Origin of the sequence: Pseudomonas sp. NFPP24, from assembly GCF_900112095.1 — a bacterium.
Classification (GTDB): domain Bacteria; phylum Pseudomonadota; class Gammaproteobacteria; order Pseudomonadales; family Pseudomonadaceae; genus Aquipseudomonas; species Aquipseudomonas extremorientalis.
Window position 1 is genome coordinate 125,610 of the sequence record NZ_FOKD01000007.1, and the last position, 22,681, is coordinate 148,290.

Consider the following 22,681-nt stretch of genomic DNA (forward strand, 5'->3'; position numbering starts at 1 on the left):
GACCGTTTATGACGGCGCAGTGGCGAAGTGATGTCATCTAGATGACAAATTATTTATGTTCGGAACTATTGGTTTAGAGCCTTGTCGTGCGAATCGGGGATGTGCCAGGGCTGGCAATCGGCGATACTCGCCAGGCTTTCACGCCCCGAACCAGTGAGGATGCCGATGCCGCTGCAACGCCTGGACAGCCTGTCCGAAATTGCCCCGCAAGCCTGGGATGCGCTGGTGCCGCAGGGGCAGCCGTTCGTGCGGCATGCGTTCCTGAGTGCCTTGGAAGACAGCGCCAGCCTGGGCCCGCAATCGGGCTGGCAGCCGGAGCATTTGCTGCACTGGGAGGGTGAGAGGCTGGTGGCGGCGTTGCCCAGCTATCGCAAATGGCATTCCTATGGCGAGTACGTGTTCGATCACGGCTGGGCTGATGCCTGCGAGCGCGCCGGTATCGACTATTATCCCAAGTTGCTCACGGCGGTGCCCTTCAGCCCGGTCAGCGGTCCGCGCTTATTGGCCGCGAGTGCCGATGACGGTTTTGAGCTGCTCAAGAGCCTGCCGGGTTACCTCGAGATCGAGGGGCTTTCCAGCGCCCATATCAACTTCACCGATGACCTGGCCGATGCTGCACTGGCCCGGCAAGCGGGCTGGTTGCAACGCCTGGGCTGTCAGTATCACTGGCAGAACCGGGGCTACCGCGACTTCCAGGACTTCCTCGACGCCTTGAGCTCGCGCAAGCGCAAACAGATGCGCAAGGAGCGCGAGCAAGTGGCGGGGCAGGGGATCGATTTCGAGTGGCTGCAAGGCCATGAACTGAGCGAGGCGCAGTGGGATTTTGTCTACGCCTGCTACGCCAACACCTATGCCGTGCGCCGCCAATCTCCCTACCTGACCCGCGCTTTCTTCAGCCTGCTGGCCGAGCGCATGCCCGAAGCGATCCGCGTGGTACTGGCCAAGCAAGGCTCGCGCCCGGTAGCCATGGCCTTCAGCCTGCTCGGCGGCGACAGTTTCTACGGCCGCTACTGGGGTTGCCTGGCAGAGTTTGATCGCCTGCACTTCGAAACCTGCTTCTACCAAGGCATGGACTACGCCATCGCCCACGGCCTGCAACGCTTCGATGCGGGGGCGCAGGGCGAGCACAAGTTGATTCGTGGGTTCGAGCCGGTGATCACGCGGTCGTGGCACTACCTGCGTCATCCGGGACTGAAGAATGCCGTGGAGGATTTTCTCGAGCGTGAACGGGTGGGGATCGTGGCGTATGCACAGGAGGCAAGAGCAGCCCTGCCTTATCGGCAGGGCTGAACCCGTTTGCCTCAGCCCGGCGCCTCCTTGCCCAGCCATCGATAAGTGAACCCACCGATCACCGCACCCAGGATCGGCGCGAGCCAGAACATCCACAATTGCTGGATCGCCCACCCGCCGACGATCAGTGCCGGGCCGGTACTGCGGGCCGGGTTGACCGAGGTATTGGTCACGGGAATGGAGATCAAGTGGATCAGGGTCAGGGCCAGGCCGATGGCGCAGGGTGCCACGCCCTTGGGGACGCGGCGGTCGGTGGCGCCCAGAATGATCACCACAAACATGGCCGTCATCACCAGCTCACACACAAACCCCGCCGCCAGTGAATACCCGCCTGGCGAATGTTCGCCATAGCCGTTGGACGCCAGGCCCGATGCCAGTTCGAACCCCGGCTTGCCGCTGGCAATGAAGTACAGCAACGCAGCGGCGACCGTGCCACCGACCACCTGCGCGACGATGTACGCCGGTAACTCCCTGGCCGGAAACCTTCCGCCCACTACCAGCCCCACCGATACTGCCGGGTTGAGGTGACAACCGCTGATATGCCCGATGGCCACCGCCATGGTCAGCACCGTGAGCCCGAAGGCCAGGGACACGCCCAACAACCCGATCCCGACTGCGGGAAACGCCGCGGCCAGCACCGCACTCCCGCACCCGCCCAACACCAGCCAAAACGTACCCAACCCCTCTGTGACTGAACGCTTGAACAAAGACATGCAACCCGTCCTTGATAGATCGCTCTACCCAATCAGTAAATCAGTGATGCTCCCTGCAGATTTACTTCAGCGCCCGTCTGGGCACTGCACTGAGTACAGCACGGCTATGGCACAAATCCAGGGCTCTAATGTGGGAGGGGGCAAGCCCCCTCCCACAGGTTGGATCGGAAAGGGGTTGTAAGGGTCAGTCGATGCCGACGAAGCCGCCGGTCTGGTGCTGCCACAACCGTGCATACAACCCACCATGGGCCAGCAGTTCGGCATGGCTGCCGCTTTCGGCAATCTGGCCTTTCTCCAGCACCACCAGGCGGTCCATCCGCGCAATGGTCGACAAGCGGTGGGCAATCGCGATCACGGTCTTGCCCTGCATCAGGGTTTCCAGGCTTTCCTGGATCGCGGCTTCCACTTCCGAGTCCAGCGCTGAGGTGGCTTCGTCCATGATCAGGATCGGTGCGTCCTTGAGCAGTACGCGGGCGATGGCGATACGTTGACGCTGCCCGCCGGAGAGTTTCACGCCGCGCTCACCGACATGCGCATCCAGCCCGGTGCGGCCTTCGGAGTCCGACAGCAATGGGATGAACTCATCCGCGCGCGCCTTGTGCACGGCGGCCCAGAGTTCTTCGTCGGTGGCATCGGGCTTGCCGTACAGCAGGTTGTCGCGGATCGAGCGGTGCAGCAGCGACGTGTCCTGGGTGATCATGCCGATCTGTTCGCGCAAGCTTTCCTGCGCGACGTCGGCGATGTTCTGGCTGTCGATCAGGATACGCCCGCCTTGCAGGTCGTACAGGCGCAGCAGCAGGTTGACCAGGGTCGACTTGCCCGCACCGGACGGGCCGATCAGGCCGATCTTTTCACCGGCCTTGATCTCAAGGTCGAGGCCGCCAATGATCCCGCTCTTCTTGCCATAGTGGAAATCCACCTGCTCGAAACGCACTTCGCCATGGGGCACGCTCAGGCGCGGGGCATTGTCGCGGTCGATCACCGCCAGCGGCTGGGCGATGGTCTTCAGGCCATCCTGCACCTGGCCGATGTTTTCGAAAATGCCGTTGACCACCCACATGATCCAGCCGGACATGTTGACGATTCGGATCACCAGGCCGGTGGCCAGGGCGATCGCGCCAACCGAAATCAGCGACTGCGTCCACAGCCACAGCGCCAGGCCAGTGGTGGTCACGATCAGCAGGCCGTTCATGGTGGTGATCACGATGTCCATGCTGGTGACCACGCGGCTGGCCAGCTGGGTTTTTTCGGTCTGCTCGATGATCGCTTCCTTGGCATACTCCTGCTCATAGCGGGTATGGGCGAACAGCTTCAAGGTGGTAATGTTGGTGTAGCCATCGACGATGCGGCCCATCAATTTGGAGCGCGCCTCGGAGGAAATCACCGAGCGCTCCTTCACCCTTGGCACAAAGTAGCGCAGCGCCAGGCTGTAGCAGAGGATCCAGGTCACCAGCGGGATCATCAGGCGCCAGTCGGCCTCGGCAAACAGCACCAGGGAGCTGATGGCGTAGATCGCCACGTGCCAGATCGCATCCACCGCCGCCACGGCGGAGTCGCGCAGGGAGTTGCCGGTTTGCATGATGCGCTGGGCAATACGCCCGGCGAAGTCGTTCTGGAAGAAATTCAGGCTCTGCTTGAGCACGTAGCTGTGGTTCTGCCAGCGGATCAGGCTGGTCATGCCGGGGCTGATGGTCTGGTGCACCAGCAGGTCATGCAGGGCGCCGAAGATCGGGCGCAGCAACAGGGCGACCACGGCCATCCAGATCAGCTCGGTGCTGTGCACCTGAAAGAAGTCGGCGGGCGGCGTGCCCTGGGCGAGGTCGATGATGCGGCTCAGGTAGCTGAACAGCGCCACTTCGATCAGCGCGCCGATCAGGCCCACCACCAGCAAGGCGGCGAAATGCGGCCACACCTGTCGCAGGTAGTAGAGGTAGAAGGGCAGGACTTTATCAGGCGGGGCGGCGCTGGGGGCGTCGCGGAAGATGTCGATCAGTTGTTCAAAGCGACGATAGAGCATTAGGTATGACGCCCGCCGTGCGGGCTCTCCTTTCAAATGCGCACGCAGCCTTGTGGGCTGCGCGCGGAACTGCCTGCCAGGCTCAGTCGAGGCGCTTGGCCGACTTGATCACGACAGGATCGATTGGCACGTTCTGCATGCCTTGCTTAGTGGTGGTCTGGGAGTTGACGATGATGTCGACCACGTCCATGCCCTTGACCACTTTGGCGAACACGGCGTAACCGGCATCGCGGCCTGGGTCGAGGAACGCATTGTCGGCGACGTTGATGAAGAATTGGCTGGTGGCCGAATTCGGGTCATTGGTGCGCGCCATCGACAAGGTGCCACGTACGTTATGCAGGCCGTTGCTGGCTTCGTTCTTGATTGGCGCGTCGGTCGGCTTCTGCGCCATCTGCGCGGTGAACCCGCCGCCCTGGACCATGAAACCCGGGATCACACGGTGGAAAATCGTGTTGGTGTAGAAGCCCTTGTCGACATAGGCCAGGAAGTTCTTGGTGCTGATTGGCGCCTTGACCGGGTCCAGTTCGATCTCGATATCGCCGTTGGTGGTGGTGATCAATACGTGGGGCGCCTTGGCGGGCTCGGCGGCCATCAGGTTGGCGGCGAACAGAACAGAACCGGCAAAGAAGGCGATTTTTTTCAGCATGGGTCAGTGATCCTGGGTAGTGGTTTCGACTGTCTTTAGAAATTCGAGCAAGGTTGCGTTAAAGACTTCGGGTTGATCCAAGGGCGTGGCATGGCGGGAATCTTCTATCACCACCAGTCGCGCATCGGGCAGCAGTTTTACATAGTTTTGTTTCTGCGCCACAGGGGTGTAGTCGTGGTCGGCGCTGATGACCAGCGTAGGACAGGTAATGCGCGAAAGATGTTCCTGCACCCCCCATCCCACAATCGCATCGAAGCTGGCGAGATAAGCACGTTTGTCGTTCTTTGCCCAGCGTTCGGCCATTTTGCGGCGCAGGTCGGCCTGGTGCGGTTTTGGGAAGAGCCGTTCGCCCAACGCCTTGCCGATTGTGGAGAGGCTCAGCAAGCGTGCCAGGCTCCAGCGCTTGGCCCACTGCCAGTAATCATCGGCACTGCGCACCTTGACCTCGGGGGCGCTGTTGACGATGCAGAGGCTCTTGACCCGCGCCGGTTCGTCCACGGCCAGTTGGAAAGCGATCATGCCACCCATGGACAAGCCCACCACGTGGGCCGGTGGCAGGTCCAGGTGTTCGAACAAGGCGATCAGGTCGTAGGTGAAACCCGGGATGCTGTAGCGTTCGCGCGGTTTGTCCGAGCGGCCGTGGCCGCGCACGTCCACCACGATCAGGCGGTAATGCCGGGCCAGCACTGGAATCTGCAGTTCCCAGTCCTGGCTGCTGGAGCCCAGGCCGTGGATCAGCACCAGCGGCGTGCCGTGGCCATATTCCTCGTAGTGCAGGCTGCATCCTTCATGGTCGAACCAGGCCATGGGCGAACTCCGTTTCAGGCTTGCCGGGGGGCGGCGAAGGGCGCGTCCAGCGGTGCAGTGTCAAAGGTGCGCAGCAGTTCCACGAGGATCTGCGTGGCAGGCCCCAGGGGTTTGTCCTTGTTTGAATACAGGTAGAACGTGGGGTGGCGGCTACCGCCCTGTTCCAGCGGCAGTTGCTTGAGAACGCCTTCGGCGAGTTCGCGCTCGATCATGTGCCGGGGCAACCAGGCGAAGCCCAGGCCGCTGCCGACAAAGGCGGCGGCGGTGGCCAGGCTGCCGACGGTCCAGCGCTGTTCGGCGCCGAGCCAACCCACATCGCGCGGTTGCTGGCGGCCGGAGTCGCGGATCACCACCTGCATCTGGCTTTCCAGGTCCTGGAAGCTCAGTTCGCGGTTCATGCGGTGCAGCGTGTGCTCGGGATGGGCCACTGCGACAAACTCCACGTCGCTCATTTCCGTGCCCAGGTAGCCGGGGATACTGAACCCGCAGATCGCCAGGTCGGCGACGCCTTCCATCAGCAACTCTTCAACGCCAGACAACACCTCTTCCCGCAGGCGCACGCGGCAGCCACGGCTCTGGGGCATGAAGGCGGAAAGAGCGCGCACCAGGCGCGCATTCGGATAGGCCGCGTCCACCACCAGGCGCACTTCGGCTTCCCAGCCCTGCTCCATATGGTGGGCAAGGTCCTCCAACTGGCTGGCGTTTTTCACCAGTTGCCGGGAGCGGCGCAACAGCACTTCACCAGCGTCGGTGAGTACCGCCTTGCGCCCGTCAATGCGCAACAGCGGTACGCCAAGCTGGTCCTGCATGCGGGCCACGGTGTAGCTCACCGAGGACTGCGAGCGGTGCAGCGCTTCGGCCGCCTGGGCGAAGCCGCCATGGTCGACCACGGCTTGCAGCGTGCGCCATTGATCGAGGGTAACGCGGGGCGCTTTCAAGATGGGCTCCTCTTGTCCTAAGCTGGCTGTCCTTATTGGAGACTGCCGAATGAGAAAATTCTGTTGTGTGTTGCTGGCGCTGCTGCCGATGAGTGCGTTTGCCTACCCCATCGACGTGACCAAGAAGATCGACGGCGTGAGCATCGATTACACCGCCTCTGACGTGGACGGCGACATCAGTTCGATCCAACTCAATAACTACGGCACCCACGATGCCGTGTGCTCGGTAACCTTCACCAACGGCCCGGAATCGCCGCGTCGCCGCACGGTCACGGTGCCGGCGGGCAAGAGCACCAACACCACGGTCAAGTTCAACCGCGCCATTATCAAGATGCGTATCGCCCTGGCCTGCACGCCGAAATAAGCCGAGGGCGGAGCATGCTCCGCCTTTGAACAAATTTATAGATGGGTTATAGCAGTTTTTTGCGCTTTTTAATCGAATTGGCTCTGTTTAATCTTCACTCCATCGACTTACAGCAATCACAGATGGAGCCTACAACGCCATGTCCAACGTTCTGATCATCGAAAGCAGCGCTCGCCAGCAGGATTCGATTTCCCGCCAACTGACCCAGCAATTCATCAGCCAATGGCAGGCCGCTCACCCGACAGATCAGATCACCGTCCGTGACGTGGCGCTCAACCCGGTTCCACACCTGGATGCCAACCTGCTCGGCGGCTGGATGAAGCCGGCCGATCAGCGCAACGCCGACGAACAGGCGTCCCTGGATCGTTCCAACGCATTGACCGACGAATTGCTCGCCGCCGACGTCCTGGTGATGGCTGCGCCGATGTACAACTTCGCGATCCCCAGCACCCTCAAAGCCTGGCTGGACCACGTGTTGCGTGCGGGTGTGACCTTCAAGTACACCGCCACCGGCCCTCAGGGTCTGCTGACTGGCAAGCGCGCCATCGTGCTCACCGCTCGCGGCGGCATCCACACCGGCGCCAGCTCCGATCACCAGGAACCGTACCTGCGTCAGGTCATGGCCTTCATCGGGATTCATGACGTCACCTTCATTCATGCCGAAGGGGTGAACCTGAGCGGTGACTTCCAGGAAAAGGGCATCAACCACGCCAAGGCGCTGCTGGCCCAGGTGGCTTGATCCTTTAATCGTCACATAATCGCGCAGTGTTTATATCGCTCCACGCCAACCCTTCAAGTACGCGTAACGAACCTCCCTTTGCACTTTTGCTCCTGAGTGCTACCGCCCGACTGACGCTTTAGCGAGGTCGGGTTTTTTTTGCCCCGAGTTTCTTCAACCGTCGAAAACCGTTAATGTCCCGCCCATTCGAAACGAGGCGCGCATGGGCTACTTACTGGTTGTTACCCTGATTCAGGCATTTTCCTTCAGCTTGATCGGCGAATACCTCGCCGGTCACGTCGACAGCTACTTCGCCGTGCTGGTGCGTGTGCTGCTGGCCGGGCTGGTGTTCATCCCGCTGACCCGCTGGCGCTCGGTGGAACCGGCCTTCATGCGCGGCATGCTGGTGATCGGCGCGCTGCAGTTCGGCGTGACCTATGTGTGCCTGTACTTGAGCTTTCGTGTGCTCACCGTGCCGGAAGTGCTGCTGTTCACCATTCTCACGCCGTTGCACGTGACCCTCATCGAGGATGCCCTCAACCGTCGCTTCAACCCTTGGGCGCTGGTCGCCGCACTGGTGGCGGTAGCGGGCGCAGCGGTGATTCGCTTCGACCAGATCACCCCGCATTTCCTTGGCGGTTTCCTGCTGCTGCAATTGGCCAACTTCACCTACGCCGCCGGCCAGGTGATGTACAAGCACCTGGTGGCGCGCTACCCCAGTGACCTGCCGCACTACCGGCGCTTTGGTTACTTCTATGTGGGCGCGTTGTTGGTGGTGTTGCCGGCATTCCTGCTGTTCGGCAAGGCTGACTTCCTGCCGGAGGCGCCGCTGCAATGGGGCGTGCTGGTGTTCCTTGGCCTGGTCAGTACGGCGCTGGGCATGTACTGGTGGAACAAGGGTGCCTGCCTGGTGCAGGGCGGTACGCTGGCGGTGATGAATAACCTGCATGTGCCGGTGGGGTTGCTGCTGAATTTGCTGATCTGGAACCAGCATGAGCCGCTGGGGCGGTTGGCGTTGGGTGGGGTGGTGATTCTGGGGGCGGTGTGGATCAGTCGGTTGGGCGCGAAGGCGCCCAACCGCTCCCTGGTTTAGCCAGCGCGACTTTCAGGGGCCGGCAAATGACTGGCCCCCAACACCGCCGGCAACACCCCGGCGCGCAAGTCATTTCCACTCGGCTGCTGATACAGACTCAAGCCAAATTCCGGCAACACCGCCAGCAGATAATCAAAGATATCCCCCTGGATCCGCTCGTAATCGGCCCATGCCGTGGTGCGGGTGAAGCAGTAGATCTCCAGCGGCACGCCCTGGGCGGTGGTCTGCATCTGGCGCACCATGCAGGTCATGTTCGGCTGGATGTCCGGATGGCTTTTCAGGTAGGCCAGGGCATAGGCGCGGAAGGTGCCGAGGTTGGTCATGCGGCGGCGGTTGGCCGACAGTTGCGCGCTGTGGCCCTGGGCTTCGTTCCAGGCCTTGAGTTCGGCCTGTTTTCGCCCGATGTAGTCGGTGAGCAGGTGCACCTGGGTCATGCGCAGTTCTTCGTCGTCGCGCAGGAAGCGCACGCCGCTGGCGTCGATGAACAGGCTGCGCTTGATGCGGCGCCCGCCGGAGGCCTGCATGCCGCGCCAGTTCTTGAACGACTCGGACATCAGGCGCCAGGTGGGGATGGAGACGATGGTCTTGTCGAAGTTCTGCACCTTGACCGTGTGCAACGTGATGTCCACCACATCACCATCAGCGCCGACCTGGGGCATTTCGATCCAGTCGCCGACCCGCAGCATGTCGTTGCTGGTCAACTGCACGCTGGCGACGAACGACAGCAACGTGTCCTTGTACACCAACAGGATCACCGCCGACATCGCACCCAGCCCCGACAGCAGCAACAGCGGCGAGCGGTCGATCAGGGTGGCGACGATGATGATCGCGCCAAACACGAACAGCACCATCTTCGCCAACTGCACATAGCCCTTGATCGAGCGGGTGCGCGCGTGTTCGGTGCGGGCGTAGATGTCCAGCAGGGCGTTGAGCAGGGCGCTGATGGCCAGCACCAGGAACAGGATGGTCAGCGCCAGGGCCACGTTGCCGATGAACAGGATGGCGGTCTTGCTCAGGTCCGGCACCAGGTACAGGCCGAACTGGATCACCAGTGACGGCGTCATCTGCGCCAGGCGATGGAAGACCTTGTTGTGCCGCAGGTCGTTGAGCCAGTGCAGGGACGGTTGCCGGCCAAGCAGTTTGACGGCGTGGAGGATGAGGTAGCGCGCCACTCGTCCGAGCACCAGGGCCACCACCAGCAACACCAGCAAGCCGAGGCTGGCGTGCAGCAGCGGGTGTTCATCGAGGGCGCCCCAGAGGTCCTGGGCGTTGAGCCAGAGCTGTTTGATATCCATGGGTGAAACCGATTCTTCTGTGGGACAAGACGGGGCGATTAGAGCATTTAAGTGCAACAAAGTTGACGCCATGGACAAATGTCCTGACAAAAAAGCGGCCGATTCACACCGTTCACGTAAAGAAACTCGGTTTGGGCGCCCGAAACCGGTAACCTATGCAGCTGATTTTTTGTATTTCTTCGAGGTAGCACCCGTGTTTTCCCAATTCGCCCTGCACGAACGCCTGCTCAAAGCCGTGGCCGAGCTTAAATTTGTCGAGCCTACGCCTGTGCAGGCAGCGGCCATCCCGCTCGCGCTCGAAGGGCGTGACCTGCGGGTGACAGCTCAAACCGGGAGTGGCAAGACCGCCGCTTTTGTCCTGCCTGTGCTGAACCGCCTGATCGGTCCGGCCAAAGTGCGCGTCAGCATCAAGACCCTGATCCTGCTGCCGACCCGCGAGCTGGCCCAGCAGACCTTGAAGGAAGTCGAGCGCTTCTCCCAGTTCACCTTCATCAAGTCCGGCATCATCACCGGCGGTGAAGACTTCAAGGTCCAGGCCGCCATGCTGCGCAAGGTGCCGGACATCCTGATCGGCACCCCGGGGCGCATGATCGAGCAGCTCAACGCCGGCAACCTCGACCTCAAGGAAGTCGAAGTGCTGGTGCTGGACGAAGCCGACCGCATGCTCGACATGGGCTTTGCCGACGATGTACAGCGCCTGGTGGGCGAGTGCGTCAACCGCCAGCAGACCATGCTGTTCTCCGCCACCACCGGCGGTTCCACCCTGCGCGAGATGGTCGCCAAGGTGCTGAACAATCCTGAGCACCTGCAGGTCAACAACGTCAGCGACCTGAACGCGACCACGCGCCAGCAGATCGTCACCGCCGATCACAACGTGCATAAAGAGCAGATCCTCAATTGGCTGCTGGCCAACGAGACCTATCAGAAAGCCATTGTGTTCACCAACACCCGCGCCGCCGCCGACCGCATCTACGGCCGCCTGGTGGCCCAGGAATACAAGGCGTTCGTGCTGCACGGCGAGAAAGACCAGAAGGACCGCAAGCTGGCCATCGACCGCCTCAAGGCCGGCGGCGTGAAGATCCTGGTGGCCACCGACGTTGCCGCACGCGGCCTGGACGTGGACGGCCTGGACCTGGTGATCAACTTCGACATGCCCCGCAGCGGCGACGAATACGTGCACCGTATCGGCCGTACCGGGCGTGCCGGCAACGATGGCCTGGCCATCTCGCTGATCTGCCATGGCGACTGGAACCTGATGTCGAGCATCGAGCGCTACCTCAAGCAGTCGTTCGAGCGCCGTACCATCAAGGAGGTCAAAGGCACCTACACCGGGCCGAAGAAGGTCAAGGCCTCGGGCAAGGCCGTTGGCGTGAAGAAGAAAAAGACCGACGCCAAGGGCGATAAGAAGAAAACCGGCGCCAAGTCGCCCACCAAGCGCAAGATCGCCAACCGGCCGAAGACCGACAACCTGTCGCTCGTCAGCAAGGACGGCATGGCACCGCTCAAGCGCCGCAAGCCGCAAGCCCCGGCTGCCGAATAAGGCGCGGGTGATGTGAAAAAACCGGACGATTGTCCGGTTTTTTTATGCCCTCAGTCTTTGGCTTTGGCGGCGGCTTCCTTGAGTTCCTTGAGCCGGGCGTCGATCAACTGGCATTTGTCGGGGAACTCCGCGCTTTGCGTATCCAGGTCCATCTTCTGCAGTTCGTCGTTGATCTCCTTGGCCTTGGTCGGATTCTGTTCGGTCAGTCTGGTCACTTCCTGAGCCAATTGCTCGCGCTTGCTCGTGGCTTCGTCGGGCGTACAGGCCCAGGCGGGCAGGGCGCTAAACAGCGCGGCCGCGACGGCCAGGTTCATCAGGGTTTTCATGGGCACACCTCCTTGGCGGATATGAGCTGTTGAGGCCGCGAACGTCTGGAAAGTTCAGAGAAATAACGTCCGTCTATTCGGCTGAACGGTGACCGACAGGGCGTGTCACACCTCTAGACAGGCTATTTTCCACCCGCCTGCAGGAGGAATCAGGATGACGACTTACAACTGGGATCTGATCGAACGTCTGCTGCATGAAGTGCAGAACGGCGAGGGCAGCTTCGCCCCACGCAAATACGCCGAGCAGGAAGCGGCCGAGAAGGCCACGGCGGGCGAGTCCACCGGTAACCTGGACGCGCTCAAGAAGACCGCGGCAGATTATGAAGCGCTGTTGTTCAAGCGCGGCTTCATCGAGTCGCGCCCTGAAGAGGAGGGCGGCAATGGTGAGAATTTCATCCTGACTCCGCTCGGCGCGCAGCTGTTGGCGCTGATCGACAGTTCGATCCCGGGCAATGATCACCCGCGCCAGGTGCTGGACGAACAGGCGGATGCACTGGACCCAACGACCTTTGCCGAAGTGGCCTCCAAGGCGCAGATCGCCTGACCCCCTACGCTCCGGCACCGAGTACGGTGCCGGGCGAAACTGTCAGATCGGTAATCTGCCGCTAAGCTGGCTGACAGCCAGCCCTGCCTAATCTGCTGCCATTCAACCCATGGAATTGAATCGGCATGCACTCCACCACTACCCGACGAACCTTCGTCAAAGGCCTGGCCGCCGGCGGCTTGCTCAGCGGGCTAGGGCTCTGGCGCAGCCCGGTCTGGGCGCTCACCAGTCCCGGCCAGCCCACCGTGCTGGCGGGTACCGAATTCGCTTTGTTCATCGACCAGATGCCAGTCAACCTCACCGGTCGCAACCGTACCGCGCTGACCATCAACGGCAGCCTGCCTGGCCCCTTGCTGCGCTGGCGCGAAGGCGACACGGTCACCGTGCGCGTGAAGAACCGCCTGGCCGAGCCGACGTCGATCCACTGGCACGGCATTCTCCTGCCGTCGTCCATGGACGGTGTGCCGGGCTTGAGCTTCAAGGGCATCGAGCCGGGTGGGGTGTTTGTCTACCAGTTCACGCTCAAGCAGCACGGCACCTACTGGTACCACAGCCACTCGGGGTTTCAGGAGCAGCAGGGTGTGTATGGCCCGTTGGTGATCGATCCCAGGGAGCCCGAGCCCTTCACTTACCAACGTGACTACGTGGTGATGCTGTCGGACTGGACCGATGAAGACCCGGTTGCGCTGATGAAAACCCTCAAGAAACAGTCCGACTACTACAACCTGCACAAACCCACCGTGAGCGATTTCGTGCGGGATGTGGGCAAGCAGGGCTGGTCGGCCACCGCCGCCGATCGCCTGATGTGGGCGCAGATGAAGATGAACCCCACCGACCTCGCCGACGTCAGCGGTGAGACCTACACCTACCTGCTCAATGGCCAGCCACCGGAACGCAATTGGACTGGCCTGTTCCGGGCGGGCGAGACCCTGCGCCTGCGCTTCATCAACGGCTCGGCGATGAGCTATTTCGATGTGCGCATCCCGGGGCTGAAAATGACGGTGATCGCCGCCGATGGCCAGCCGGTGCAGCCAGTGAGTGTCGATGAGTTCCGCATTGCCGTGGCGGAGACCTTTGATGTGCTGGTCGAACCTACCGCGGCCGCCTACACCCTGTTTGCGCAGTCGATGGACCGCAGTGGTTACGCCCGCGGCACGCTGGCCTTTCAAGCGGGAGCAATCGCGTCGGTGCCGGCGCTGGACCCGCGCCCCTGGATCACCATGGACGACATGGGCATGAGCGGCATGGACCACGGCGCCATGGCGGATATGCCGGACATGGCGGGCATGGATCACAGCGCCATGTCGATGCAGGCCCATCCGGCCAGCGAGCAAGGCAACCCGCTGGTGGACATGCAGGCCATGAACCCGGTGCCCAAGCTCGACGACCCCGGCATCGGCCTGCGCAACAACGGCCGGCGTGTCCTGACTTACGCCGACTTGCGCAGCACCTTTGAAGACCCTGACGGCCGCGACCCCAGCCGCACCCTTGAGCTGCACCTCACCGGGCACATGGAGAAGTTCGCCTGGTCGTTCAATGGCGTGAAGTTTTCCGATGCCGAACCCTTGCAGCTCACGTATGGCGAGCGGGTCCGGCTGGTGCTGGTCAACGACACCATGATGAGCCATCCCATTCATCTGCATGGCTTGTGGAGTGATCTGGAGGATGAAAACGGCCAGTTCCAGGTGCGCAAGCACACCATCGACATGCCGCCGGGCTCGCGGCGCAGCTACCGCGTAACCGCTGATGCGCTGGGGCGTTGGGCCTATCACTGCCACCTGCTGTACCACATGGAAATGGGCATGTTCCGAGAGGTGCGCGTGCATGAATAAGGACGCAAGCATGAGCCATCGTGTTTTATTCGCCGTTATCGGGCTGGCGTTCGCTCCGTTGGTGCAGGCCGACGAGTTCCAGGGCATGAGCCCGGCGACACCGGCGCTCACCGAGAGCCGCACCCCGATCCCGGCGCTGACCGATGCTGATCGCGCGGCGGTGTACAACGCCCCCGGCGGGCACAGGGTTCATGACAGTGGCGTCAATTCGCTGCTGCTGATCAACCAGTTGGAATGGCAGGGCGGTGACGGTGCAGGCGCGCTGAACTGGGATATCAAAGGCTGGGTTGGCGGCGATATCGACCGTCTGTGGCTGCGCAGTGAAGGCGAGCGCAGTGCCGGCCGCACTGAAAGTGCCGAGGTCCAGGCCCTGTGGGGGCACGCCATCAGCCCGTGGTGGGACCTGGTCGGCGGCGTGCGCCATGACTTCAAACCGGGCGACGGCCAGACCTGGGCGGCGTTCGGCGCCCAGGGCATGGCGCTGTACAACTTCGAAGCCGAAGGCACGTTGTTTGTCGGTGAGGCGGGTCGTACCGCTGCTCGCCTGGAAAGCGACTACGACATCCTGCTGACCAACCGGCTGATCCTGCAGCCCACCGCTGAACTCAACTTCTATGGACGCAACGACCCGCCGCGCGGCGTCGGTTCGGGCCTGTCGGACAGTGAGCTGGGTTTGAGGTTGCGTTACGAAGTACGCCGTGAGTTCGCGCCCTACGTGGGCGTCAGCTGGAACCGCAGCTACGGCCAGACCGCGCAATACGCACGGGATGAAGGCGAAGACATCAGCCAATGGCGCTGGGTGGTCGGTGTGCGTCTGTGGTTCTGACGGTTTTACCCATCCTATAACTCACTCGCCGCCATGAGCGGCCTGGAGCCTTGCATGTCATTGTTGAAAACTACTGTGCTGTGCGCCGGACTGATCACCAGCCTAGCGGTATCAGCTCATCCAAAGCTGCTGTCGTCCACACCATCGGATGGGGCCAAGGGGGCGCCCCCCGCCGTGATTGAACTGCGTTTCTCGGAAAACCTGCTGACGCAGTTTTCTGGCGCCAAACTGACCATGACCGATATGCCCGGCATGTCTCACTCGCCGATGCCGGTGAAAGCCAGCGTCGCCGCCAGTACCGATCCCAAGGTGATGCTGATCAAGCCGGCGTCCGCGCTGACGGCGGGTACTTATCGGGTGGATTGGCGCGCGGTGTCGTCCGATACGCATCCGATCCTGGGGAATGTGATGTTCAGCGTCCAGCCATGAGTGAGGCGGTCTCGATATTCCTGCGTTTTGCGCTTTATCTGGATTTGATGCTGGTGTTCGGCCTGGGGTTGTTTGGCCTCTATGGCGACCGCCGCCTATTGAATCTGCAGCCGCTGTTGCGGCTGGCGGCGTGCCTGGGCGTACTGCTGTCGGTGGCGTCGCTGCTGGTCATGACCCAGGCCATGAGCGGCGCTGAAGATTGGCAAACGCTGTGGCCGCACCTGCAGATGATGCTCTGGCAGACCGAGCTGGGCTGGACCTGGAGCTTGCGAATGGTGGCGCTGGTGCTGGTTGCGCTCAATACCCGACTGGCGCCGCTGTTCGGCGCGATTGCGCTGGTGACGCTGGCGTGGGCTGGACACGGCGTGATGCATGAGGGTACGCAGGGGTTGTGGCACGTCCTCAGCGACAGTGCGCACCTGCTGGCGGCGGCGGGTTGGGTCGGCGCGCTGGCTGCATTCGGGTTGGCGCTGAGGAGTACCTCGTTACCGGCGCTCCACAGGCTGGCCCACGCGCTGGCGGCGTTCGAGCGGATGGGCATGCTGTTGGTAGCGGTGCTGATCGGCACGGGCGTGGCGAATTATCTGTTTGTGGTCGGGCCGAACCTCGATGGCATCACCGGGGGCACCTACGCGCTCCTGTTGTGCGTCAAGTTGGGCGTGTTCGGTGTGATGCTGGGGCTGGCGGCGCTCAATCGCTCGCAATTCACGCCGTTGCTGCAACGCGCCCTGGCGGCGGGCGACACTACCGTGGCAGTCAAAGCACTGCGTCGCAGCATTGCGCTGGAGTCTGCCGCAGTGGTGTTGATCCTGGCGCTGGTGGCCTGGCTGGGGACGTTGGTGCCCGGTTAGGACTGCGCGCTCTTCAAGCATTTAAGTGCCTGAAAATCACTGCGGACCTTGTCGATTTTCTGCGTGAGTTTCTGCCGTTGTTGCAGCGTACTTTCGGCCATCACATCGACAATCAGGCTGCGCGCCGCCGCTTCCGTCCGGGCATAGGCCGCTCTGTACTCCGGGGTCCACAGGCTTTCGCGGTCAACCAGCAACTGCTGGATCTTCTGCGGGAAATCGGCACTGCGGCGTTGTTGCACGGCGTCGATAAATTGCGCCTGCCAGCGGGCGCGATTGCCGATCCATTCCCGGTTCTGCTCGCCCAGGGCGATGGACCACGCGGTTACGCGGTTCTGCTGGCTGGCGCTGAGCGGGCCGATCCAGGCGTCCAGGCGTTTATTCATGCGTTCGGCGCGCTCCTTGATCTGCTGTGCCAGGGGCGGCTTGAGGTATTCGTCCTGGCGTTTGCGCAGGTCCTTGGCCAGCGCGTCGTTCATGTCCTTGACCTGCTGATCATCCAGGCCCTGTAGCAGTTGGATGGCGGAGGGGGTGATCTCGTGGGCGATTTCGTTGATGGCCTGCTTGGCCTCGACGGTACGGGCCTGCAAGGCAGCGTCGGTGACCTGATTGTCATCGGCCATCCGCTGCAGGCGGTCCAGCCAATCCAGGTAACCCGGCAATTGCGTGGTGCAGTGCCAGGCCAGGTGCTGCTTGAGGGTGTCGTTGAACCAGCTCTTCTGCCCGGCGTTCATGTCCAGGTAGTCGTTGAGGGTCCAGGGGATGATCACGTCCAGGTTGCGGTAGGCCAGGCCCACGCGATTGCAGCCGGCGAGCACCAGGCTCAGGCTCAGTAATAGCACCAGTAGTTTGAGCCGACGCAGCATGGGCGGGTCCTTCGCAGAGTGGGTTATCACATGTGAACCCGCGGCGGTTGCAACAGTTCAGCCCATCAATAAAACGACCGCGCAGCCTTCAGCGTCAACAGGCCATCGCATTGCGAATTGTGTCCGGAGTAGGCCGAGCAATCCCCGCCGCTGAGGCTGGAGTCGCTGTAGATCAGGTTCAAGTCAACGCCCATCCACTCCCGGGAGAATTGCACCGACCAGTCGCTGAAGCTGCGAATGGAGCCGCCGTCCACCGAAACCGGAGTGCCCAACTGATGGGTGGTGTATTTCATACTGACGCCGATGCCAAACGGCTGCGTGCCACCGAGGTCGGCGAACAGGGTGCTGTCCCGGCGGTCCGGGTCGTTGCTGAAGGACGCCCCGAAGCGGTTGCCCAACAGGTTCAGGCCGCCGTAGAACTCCTGGCTGTCGAGGGGGCTGAGCTTGGGGTAGCTGTAGTGGATCAGGCCCACTTCGTAACCCAGGGTCTGGTCGAAGGGGTGTTTGAAACCCATGTAGGAATCGATTTCGAGGTTGCTGGACGAAGACAAGCCCATGTTGGGTGAAAACTGACCGAAGTACAGGCCACTGTCGTGGCTCAGGTCCAGCCCGCCATGGAACGAGTCGCTGCCGGGGGAGGTGGGCTTGACCAGGCCCTGGGCCATGCTTCGGCTGGGTGTGGTGCCCAATTTCAGGTCGAAATCGCCCAATTCACGCTGGAAGACCTGCGCTTCGGCGAGGGGGCTGGCAACCAGGGCAAAGACCAGGAAGATGCAGGATTTGAACATGCTTCACTCCATGAAAAGCGAGGAGCAGTGACGGATGAAATCGGGCAGATGCCCGTGCTAGACGTGTGCAAGCATACCGGCGAATGGCAGGCGGTGAGGCCCGTTCGTCGATTAGAGGTATAGCGGGGGGGACTTGAGGCTCTAGTCCTAGCGCCTTGAAAGTCAAGACGCTTAGGGACCAGGGGGATTGCGCGGTATTACTTTTTACCCAGGCTGATCTGCTTGGACGGGCCGAAAGTCTGGCCGCTTACGCCCTTGGCAATTTGCTGGATTTCGCCGCCGGACTTGAGGAACGCCGCAATCTGGCTGTTGATCGACTCGCTGGTTTCAACGGCGGGAGCTGGCTTTGCTTTGCTGTTGGATGCTTTTACGCGCATGGCGGCCACTAACCTGTAGAAAATTAACTTGGCCAGGCATCGTACAGGAATGACTTGACAATTGCTTGGTAAATATCCTCCTGGAATAAGTGTCGGGTGTGGAAATAGCCAAAGTTCATCTTTGAAATAAGCCTCTAACTTACTGTTTTAACTCGAAACCACGGGGATGGAGGGCGTTCGGCAGCGCTGGAAAATTCAGTCCAGTAATCGGACGAGCGGGGCTATGCCATTGGAAGGCCACGCCAGCCCGCGATTTTTCAGGCGCCCGCGCGTGGCGAGCGCAACTCGGGTAGAATGCCGCCGACGTAATGAGGGGTTTGGACATGGCTTTAGTCGGGCGCTACAACAGCTTGCAAGTGGTTAAACATACTAACTTCGGTTTGTACCTGGACGGTGCGCAAGATGGCGAAATCCTCTTGCCCAATCGGTATATCCCCAAAGATATTCCCAGTGAAGATGAAGACTGGCTCAACGTTTTCATTTATATGGACAGCGATGACAAACTTATCGCCACGACTGAAAAACCCAAAGTTCAAGTCGGTGAATTCGCCAGTTTGAAAGTGGTGGAAGTCAACAGTATTGGCGTGTTCCTCGACTGGGGGTTGCCCAAGGATCTACTGCTGCCGTATTCGGAAGAAAAGCGCCAGTTGACGGCCGGTGAATACTGCGTGGTGCATGTCTATCTCGATAAGCACACCAAGCGCATCACCGCCACTGCACGCCTGGATCGCTACCTGGACAAGACACCGGCCAACTACCAGGTGGGCCAGGAAGTCGATCTGCTGGTGGCCGAAGCCACGGACATGGGTTTCAAGGCGATCATCAACAACAAGCATTGGGGCCTGATCCACAAGAACGAAGTGTTCAAGTTCCTGCGCCCGGGCAAGGAAGAAAAAGGCTTTATCAAAGAGATCCGTGCCGACGGTAACATCAGCCTGAGCCTGCAACCGGTTGGCCAGGAAGCGGCCTCCAGCCTGAACTCGAAGATCCTCGCCAAGTTGCGTGAAAACAACGGCACGTTGCCGGTCAGCGACAAGAGCGACCCGGCGGTGATCAGCAACTTGTTCGGCGTGAGCAAGGGCAACTTCAAGAAGGCCATCGGTGCGCTGTATAAGCAGGGCCAGATTGTGATTCATGCCGATCGCATTGAACTAAGCTGAGTGCGTTCTGCTCTTCTGTAGGCGCCCATTGGCGTCTACAGAGGCCGCCTCAATGAATAAGAAAACGCTGTTCGCCTACCTCGGCACGTTGCTCGCCTTCCTGATACTGGACGGCCTCTGGCTCGGCGTCATCATGGGCCCCACCTATAAGTCCCTGTTGGGTCCACTGATGCTGGATCAACCTCGGCTGTTGCCCGCAACGCTGTTCTATCTCCTTTATGTGCTCGGTTGCGTCGTGTTCGTGGTCTTGCCCAGCGCAAGCTGGCAACGCGCCGCCCGCCTGGGCGCCTTGCTCGGCCTGGTCGCCTACGGCACCTATGACCTGAGCAACTGGGCCACGCTGCAAGGTTGGTCCGCTCGATTGGCGATCATGGACATGGCCTGGGGGACGTTCCTGACCGCCGCATGCTGTACGGTGGGCTACCTGTGTGCACAACGAGTGCAACGCTGATTGTGTACAGGATATCTGTGCACCGTTGCTGAGCGTGGCGCCGCCCTATAGCCCGTTATCAGTCCCTTTGGAGCGCCGTGCCAAAGGGATTGCGTTCAATTGGCACGCATTCTGCTGACTATCTCGTATACAAACCATGCCGCCTCCCGTATGCACCCCGTGACGGAAGCGCAGGCCGGTATTTCGAGGAGCCCAGCGATGACCGAACAATTGCCCAAAGGCTACAGCCCACGCCTGTACAACCAGGACTTGGGCCCGCTGCCGCAAAAGTGGAACTGGTACAACATCTTCGCCTTCTGGATGAGCGACGTGCACAGCGTCGGCGGCTACGTGTTCGCCGCCAGCTTGTTCGCCCTGGGGCTGGCCAGTTGGCAGGTGTTGATCGCCTTGCTCGTGGGGATCTGCATTGTGCAGTTGATCGCCAACCTGGTGGCCAAGCCAAGCCAAGCCAGCAGGCTGCGGTGCCTTATCCGGTGATCTGCCGGCTGGCGTTTGGTGTGTTTGGCGCGAATATTCCGGCGGTGATTCGCGGCCTGATCGCCGTGGCCTGGTACGGGATTCAGACGTACCTGGCGTCGAGTGCCTTGATCATCGTGGTGCTGCGCTTCTTCCCACAGATGGCGGTGTATGCAGAGCCGCATTTTGCAGGCCTGTCCTACCTTGGCTGGTTTGGTTTCCTCAGCCTGTGGGTGTTGCAAGCAGCGGTGTTCTGGGCGGGCATGGAGTCGATCCGCCGTTTCATCGATTGGGCCGGGCCGGTAGTGTACGCGGTGATGTTTGCCCTGGCCGGCTGGATCGTGTGGAAGGCCGGTTGGTCGAACATCAGTTTTACCCTGGCGGAAAAATCCCTGTCGGGCTGGCAGGCGTTTGGCCAGATCGTTGTGGCGACGGCGCTGGTGGTGTCGTACTTCTCCGGGCCAACATTGAACTTCGGTGACTTCAGCCGTTACTGCCGCAGCATGCAGGACGTACGACGCGGCAACTTCTGGGGGCTGCCGGTGAATTTCCTGGCGTTTTCCCTGGTGACCGTGGTGATTGTCTCGGGCACCTTGCCGGTATTTGGTGAAATGCTGCATGACCCGATCGCCACCGTGTCGCGCATCGACAACAGCATGGCTGTATTGCTCGGGGCCTTTGCCTTCGTCACCGCGACCATCGGCATCAATATCGTCGCCAACTTCGTGTCCCCGGCGTTTGACTTCGCCAACGTCGCACCGAGCAAGATCAGCTGGCGCGCCGGCGGGATGATCGCTGCCGTGGCGTCGATCTTCATCACCCCGTGGAACCTGTTCAATAACCCGCTGATGATCCACTACACCCTGGACATCCTCGCGGCGTTTATCGGGCCGCTGTTCGGGATCCTGCTGGTGGATTTCTATTTGATCAAACAACAGCAGATCGACGTGGATGCACTGTTCGATGACAGCCCCAGCGGGCGCTACTACTTCGACGGTGGCGTGAACTGGACGGCGATCAAGGCATTGGTGCCCGCGACGCTGGTGGGCGTCGCGATCACCTTCACCCCGGCCTTGCAGGGCATGGCCAACTTTGCCTGGTTTACCGGGTGCTTCCTGGGTGGGCTGTTTTTCCTGGTACTGGCGCGACGTGAACAGGTGCGTGTGCCTGCGCCGCTGGTTGTCGGCTGATCAACACCGAGCCCGCCACCAACAAGCCTGCCCCGGCGACCACCAGCGCCGGTTGCAGGCCACCGCTCAGGTGGCTGCTGACCGATGCCAGCAACGGCCCGCTCAATTGGCCGATGGCAAAGCCGGCGGTCAACAGCCCGGTGCTGCGCTGGTAGCCATGGGGCGCGACGTCCCGCAGCCGGGCCATCACCAACTGCATGCAGGCCAGGAACGGCCCGCCACACAGCAAGACCCCCAGTGCCAGGCCCCAGCCATTGCCCAGCAAGCAGGCAAACACCCCGGCCGCTTGCAGCCATAGCGTGGTCATCAGCCAGCGGCGCGTGGTGTTCGGGTCCTTGCGGCGCAGGGTCGCCACCACCACACCGATCGCGGCGGCCAGGCCGAAGCACGGCCAGAACAGGTCGGCCTGCCAGGCCCCCTTGAACTGCGCGTTGGCCATCTGCGACAGGAACGTCGCCGGGATGATGTAGCCCAGGCCGAACAGTACGTAGATCCAGCACAAATGCGCGATGCTGCCATTAGTGCCCGCGTCGGAGTGGCCGCTAAGGGGGGCGGCGGCAGACGGCTTGGGCAGGAAAGGCAGAATCGCCAGCAACATCACCAGCGCCACTGCGCCATACACCAGCCACAACGTTGCGGAGCTTTGCCCCAGCAGATTGGAGCCCAGCGCCAGCAAGCCCGTCAGCAAAATCCCCAGTCCCGGACCGGCAAACACCAAGGCACCCAGGCGCGGACGTCCGGCGGCAATCGCCAGCGGCTGGCTCAGGCTGGTGATCATCACCAATGCCCAGGCACTGGCGACGCCGGTGCCAAAGCGCAGCAACAGGTGTGGCCAAAAGCCATGAGCCCAGTACGACGCCAGGGTCAGCAGCACGCACAGCCATAACCCGCCATACAACCGGCCACGGACGTGGTGATGGCTGCGCGCGAAGATCGAATCCACCGCGCCGACGAAGTAGCCCAGGTAATTGGCGGCGGCGATCAGGCCCGCACCGGTCAAGTCGATCTGCCCCTCGCTGAGCAGGTGCGGCATTTGCGGGGTGAGGGCGAAGCGGCCAATCCCCATCGCCATCATCAAGGCGACAAAGCTGGCAGTTAAGCGAATCAAGGGAGACATGGTCAGATTTCCTGCGGCTAAGCGAATACCTTCAGGCTAAGGTGGATTGA

23 protein-coding genes and 1 pseudogene are annotated in these 22,681 nt (G+C 61.6%); 13 read left to right on the forward strand and 11 right to left on the reverse strand.

The window, feature by feature from the left end; genetic code table 11:
* Positions 1 to 165 precede the first annotated feature (165 nt).
* Positions 166 to 1,290, forward strand: coding sequence for a GNAT family N-acetyltransferase (locus BM026_RS16635; protein ID WP_071491355.1), 1,125 nt, complete (start codon positions 166 to 168; stop codon positions 1,288 to 1,290).
* Positions 1,291 to 1,301: 11 nt separating this feature from the next.
* Here BM026_RS16635 and aqpZ read toward each other — a convergent pair whose 3' ends face one another.
* The 5 genes from aqpZ to BM026_RS16660 all read right to left on the reverse strand — a co-directional run bounded on the left by aqpZ (position 1,302) and on the right by BM026_RS16660 (position 6,411).
* Complete coding sequence (gene aqpZ / locus BM026_RS16640; RefSeq protein ID WP_093529419.1) at positions 1,302 to 2,003, reverse strand: aquaporin Z; 702 nt, start codon at positions 2,001 to 2,003, stop codon at positions 1,302 to 1,304.
* Between the two features lie 184 nt (positions 2,004 to 2,187).
* The gene (locus tag BM026_RS16645; protein WP_093529422.1) at positions 2,188 to 4,020 is read right to left on the reverse strand and encodes an ABC transporter ATP-binding protein; all 1,833 of its coding nucleotides are present in this window, start codon (positions 4,018 to 4,020) and stop codon (positions 2,188 to 2,190) included.
* 82 nt (positions 4,021 to 4,102) lie between these two features.
* Positions 4,103 to 4,666: a peptidylprolyl isomerase gene (locus BM026_RS16650; protein WP_071491351.1), complete on the reverse strand. Its 564-nt coding sequence runs from the start codon at positions 4,664 to 4,666 to the stop codon at positions 4,103 to 4,105.
* A 3-nt stretch (positions 4,667 to 4,669) separates the two neighbouring features.
* Positions 4,670 to 5,473 carry an alpha/beta fold hydrolase gene (locus tag BM026_RS16655; RefSeq protein ID WP_093122127.1) on the reverse strand — a complete coding sequence of 268 codons (804 nt, stop codon included), beginning with the start codon at positions 5,471 to 5,473 and terminating at the stop codon, positions 4,670 to 4,672.
* A 14-nt stretch (positions 5,474 to 5,487) separates the two neighbouring features.
* Positions 5,488 to 6,411: a PA3225 family LysR-type transcriptional regulator gene (locus BM026_RS16660; RefSeq protein ID WP_071491349.1), complete on the reverse strand. Its 924-nt coding sequence runs from the start codon at positions 6,409 to 6,411 to the stop codon at positions 5,488 to 5,490.
* A 49-nt stretch (positions 6,412 to 6,460) separates the two neighbouring features.
* Between BM026_RS16660 and BM026_RS16665 the strand changes: the two genes are divergently transcribed.
* From BM026_RS16665 to BM026_RS16675, 3 genes are all read left to right on the forward strand, one after another.
* Positions 6,461 to 6,775 carry a hypothetical protein gene (locus BM026_RS16665; RefSeq protein ID WP_058425359.1) on the forward strand — a complete coding sequence of 105 codons (315 nt, stop codon included), beginning with the start codon at positions 6,461 to 6,463 and terminating at the stop codon, positions 6,773 to 6,775.
* A 139-nt stretch (positions 6,776 to 6,914) separates the two neighbouring features.
* Positions 6,915 to 7,514: an FMN-dependent NADH-azoreductase gene (locus BM026_RS16670; protein ID WP_071491348.1), complete on the forward strand. Its 600-nt coding sequence runs from the start codon at positions 6,915 to 6,917 to the stop codon at positions 7,512 to 7,514.
* A gap of 202 nt (positions 7,515 to 7,716) precedes the next feature.
* The gene (locus BM026_RS16675; protein WP_092242869.1) at positions 7,717 to 8,586 is read left to right on the forward strand and encodes a carboxylate/amino acid/amine transporter; all 870 of its coding nucleotides are present in this window, start codon (positions 7,717 to 7,719) and stop codon (positions 8,584 to 8,586) included.
* Here the strand turns inward: BM026_RS16675 and BM026_RS16680 are convergent.
* Positions 8,583 to 9,881 carry a mechanosensitive ion channel family protein gene (locus tag BM026_RS16680; RefSeq protein ID WP_092242872.1) on the reverse strand — a complete coding sequence of 433 codons (1,299 nt, stop codon included), beginning with the start codon at positions 9,879 to 9,881 and terminating at the stop codon, positions 8,583 to 8,585. The genes BM026_RS16675 and BM026_RS16680 overlap by 4 nt on opposite strands.
* 193 nt (positions 9,882 to 10,074) lie before the next feature.
* Between BM026_RS16680 and BM026_RS16685 the strand changes: the two genes are divergently transcribed.
* Entirely contained in the window at positions 10,075 to 11,421 is a 1,347-nt protein-coding gene (locus BM026_RS16685; RefSeq protein ID WP_071491541.1) for a DEAD/DEAH box helicase, read from the forward strand.
* 50 nt (positions 11,422 to 11,471) lie between these two features.
* On the opposite strand, the gene BM026_RS16690 is transcribed toward BM026_RS16685, so the two are convergent.
* Complete coding sequence (locus tag BM026_RS16690; protein ID WP_092242875.1) at positions 11,472 to 11,747, reverse strand: hypothetical protein; 276 nt, start codon at positions 11,745 to 11,747, stop codon at positions 11,472 to 11,474.
* Between the two features lie 154 nt (positions 11,748 to 11,901).
* On the opposite strand from BM026_RS16690, the gene BM026_RS16695 reads away from it, so the two are divergent.
* The 5 genes from BM026_RS16695 to copD all read left to right on the forward strand — a co-directional run bounded on the left by BM026_RS16695 (position 11,902) and on the right by copD (position 16,229).
* Positions 11,902 to 12,291, forward strand: a complete 390-nt coding sequence (locus BM026_RS16695; RefSeq protein WP_092242878.1) for a transcriptional regulator — start codon at positions 11,902 to 11,904, stop codon at positions 12,289 to 12,291.
* Positions 12,292 to 12,416: 125 nt separating this feature from the next.
* Positions 12,417 to 14,123 carry a copper resistance system multicopper oxidase gene (locus BM026_RS16700; RefSeq protein WP_093529425.1) on the forward strand — a complete coding sequence of 569 codons (1,707 nt, stop codon included), beginning with the start codon at positions 12,417 to 12,419 and terminating at the stop codon, positions 14,121 to 14,123.
* Between the two features lie 10 nt (positions 14,124 to 14,133).
* Positions 14,134 to 14,949: a copper resistance protein B gene (locus tag BM026_RS16705; RefSeq protein ID WP_093529428.1), complete on the forward strand. Its 816-nt coding sequence runs from the start codon at positions 14,134 to 14,136 to the stop codon at positions 14,947 to 14,949.
* A 54-nt stretch (positions 14,950 to 15,003) separates the two neighbouring features.
* Positions 15,004 to 15,378 (forward strand): copper homeostasis periplasmic binding protein CopC, encoded by a 375-nt coding sequence (gene copC, locus BM026_RS16710; RefSeq protein WP_092242886.1) that lies wholly within the window; start codon positions 15,004 to 15,006, stop codon positions 15,376 to 15,378.
* Complete coding sequence (gene copD / locus BM026_RS16715) at positions 15,375 to 16,229, forward strand: copper homeostasis membrane protein CopD (RefSeq protein ID WP_093529431.1); 855 nt, start codon at positions 15,375 to 15,377, stop codon at positions 16,227 to 16,229. The genes copC and copD overlap by 4 nt, the downstream gene beginning before the upstream one ends.
* Here copD and BM026_RS16720 read toward each other — a convergent pair.
* The 3 genes from BM026_RS16720 to BM026_RS16730 form a co-directional block, all read right to left on the reverse strand.
* On the reverse strand, positions 16,226 to 17,092 hold the full coding sequence (locus BM026_RS16720) for a DUF6279 family lipoprotein (protein WP_093529434.1): 867 nt from the start codon (positions 17,090 to 17,092) through the stop codon (positions 16,226 to 16,228). The genes copD and BM026_RS16720 overlap by 4 nt on opposite strands.
* A 65-nt stretch (positions 17,093 to 17,157) precedes the next feature.
* A complete protein-coding gene (locus BM026_RS16725) occupies positions 17,158 to 17,880 on the reverse strand; it encodes a TorF family putative porin (protein WP_093529437.1) in 723 nt (240 codons plus the stop codon).
* A gap of 197 nt (positions 17,881 to 18,077) precedes the next feature.
* A complete protein-coding gene (locus tag BM026_RS16730; protein ID WP_003193095.1) occupies positions 18,078 to 18,257 on the reverse strand; it encodes a hypothetical protein in 180 nt (59 codons plus the stop codon).
* 323 nt (positions 18,258 to 18,580) lie between these two features.
* Between BM026_RS16730 and BM026_RS16735 the strand changes: the two genes are divergently transcribed.
* From BM026_RS16735 to BM026_RS16745, 3 genes and pseudogenes are all read left to right on the forward strand, one after another.
* On the forward strand, positions 18,581 to 19,417 hold the full coding sequence (locus BM026_RS16735) for a CvfB family protein (protein ID WP_093529440.1): 837 nt from the start codon (positions 18,581 to 18,583) through the stop codon (positions 19,415 to 19,417).
* A 52-nt stretch (positions 19,418 to 19,469) separates the two neighbouring features.
* Positions 19,470 to 19,868, forward strand: coding sequence for a DUF2177 family protein (locus BM026_RS16740; RefSeq protein WP_092242896.1), 399 nt, complete (start codon positions 19,470 to 19,472; stop codon positions 19,866 to 19,868).
* 198 nt (positions 19,869 to 20,066) lie between these two features.
* Positions 20,067 to 21,514: pseudogene (locus BM026_RS16745) on the forward strand (NCS1 family nucleobase:cation symporter-1).
* Here BM026_RS16745 and BM026_RS16750 read toward each other — a convergent pair.
* Positions 21,426 to 22,631, reverse strand: coding sequence for an MFS transporter (locus tag BM026_RS16750; RefSeq protein ID WP_093529443.1), 1,206 nt, complete (start codon positions 22,629 to 22,631; stop codon positions 21,426 to 21,428). The pseudogene BM026_RS16745 and the gene BM026_RS16750 sit on opposite strands and share 89 nt — an antisense overlap.
* Between the last annotated feature and the right edge of the window lie 50 nt (positions 22,632 to 22,681).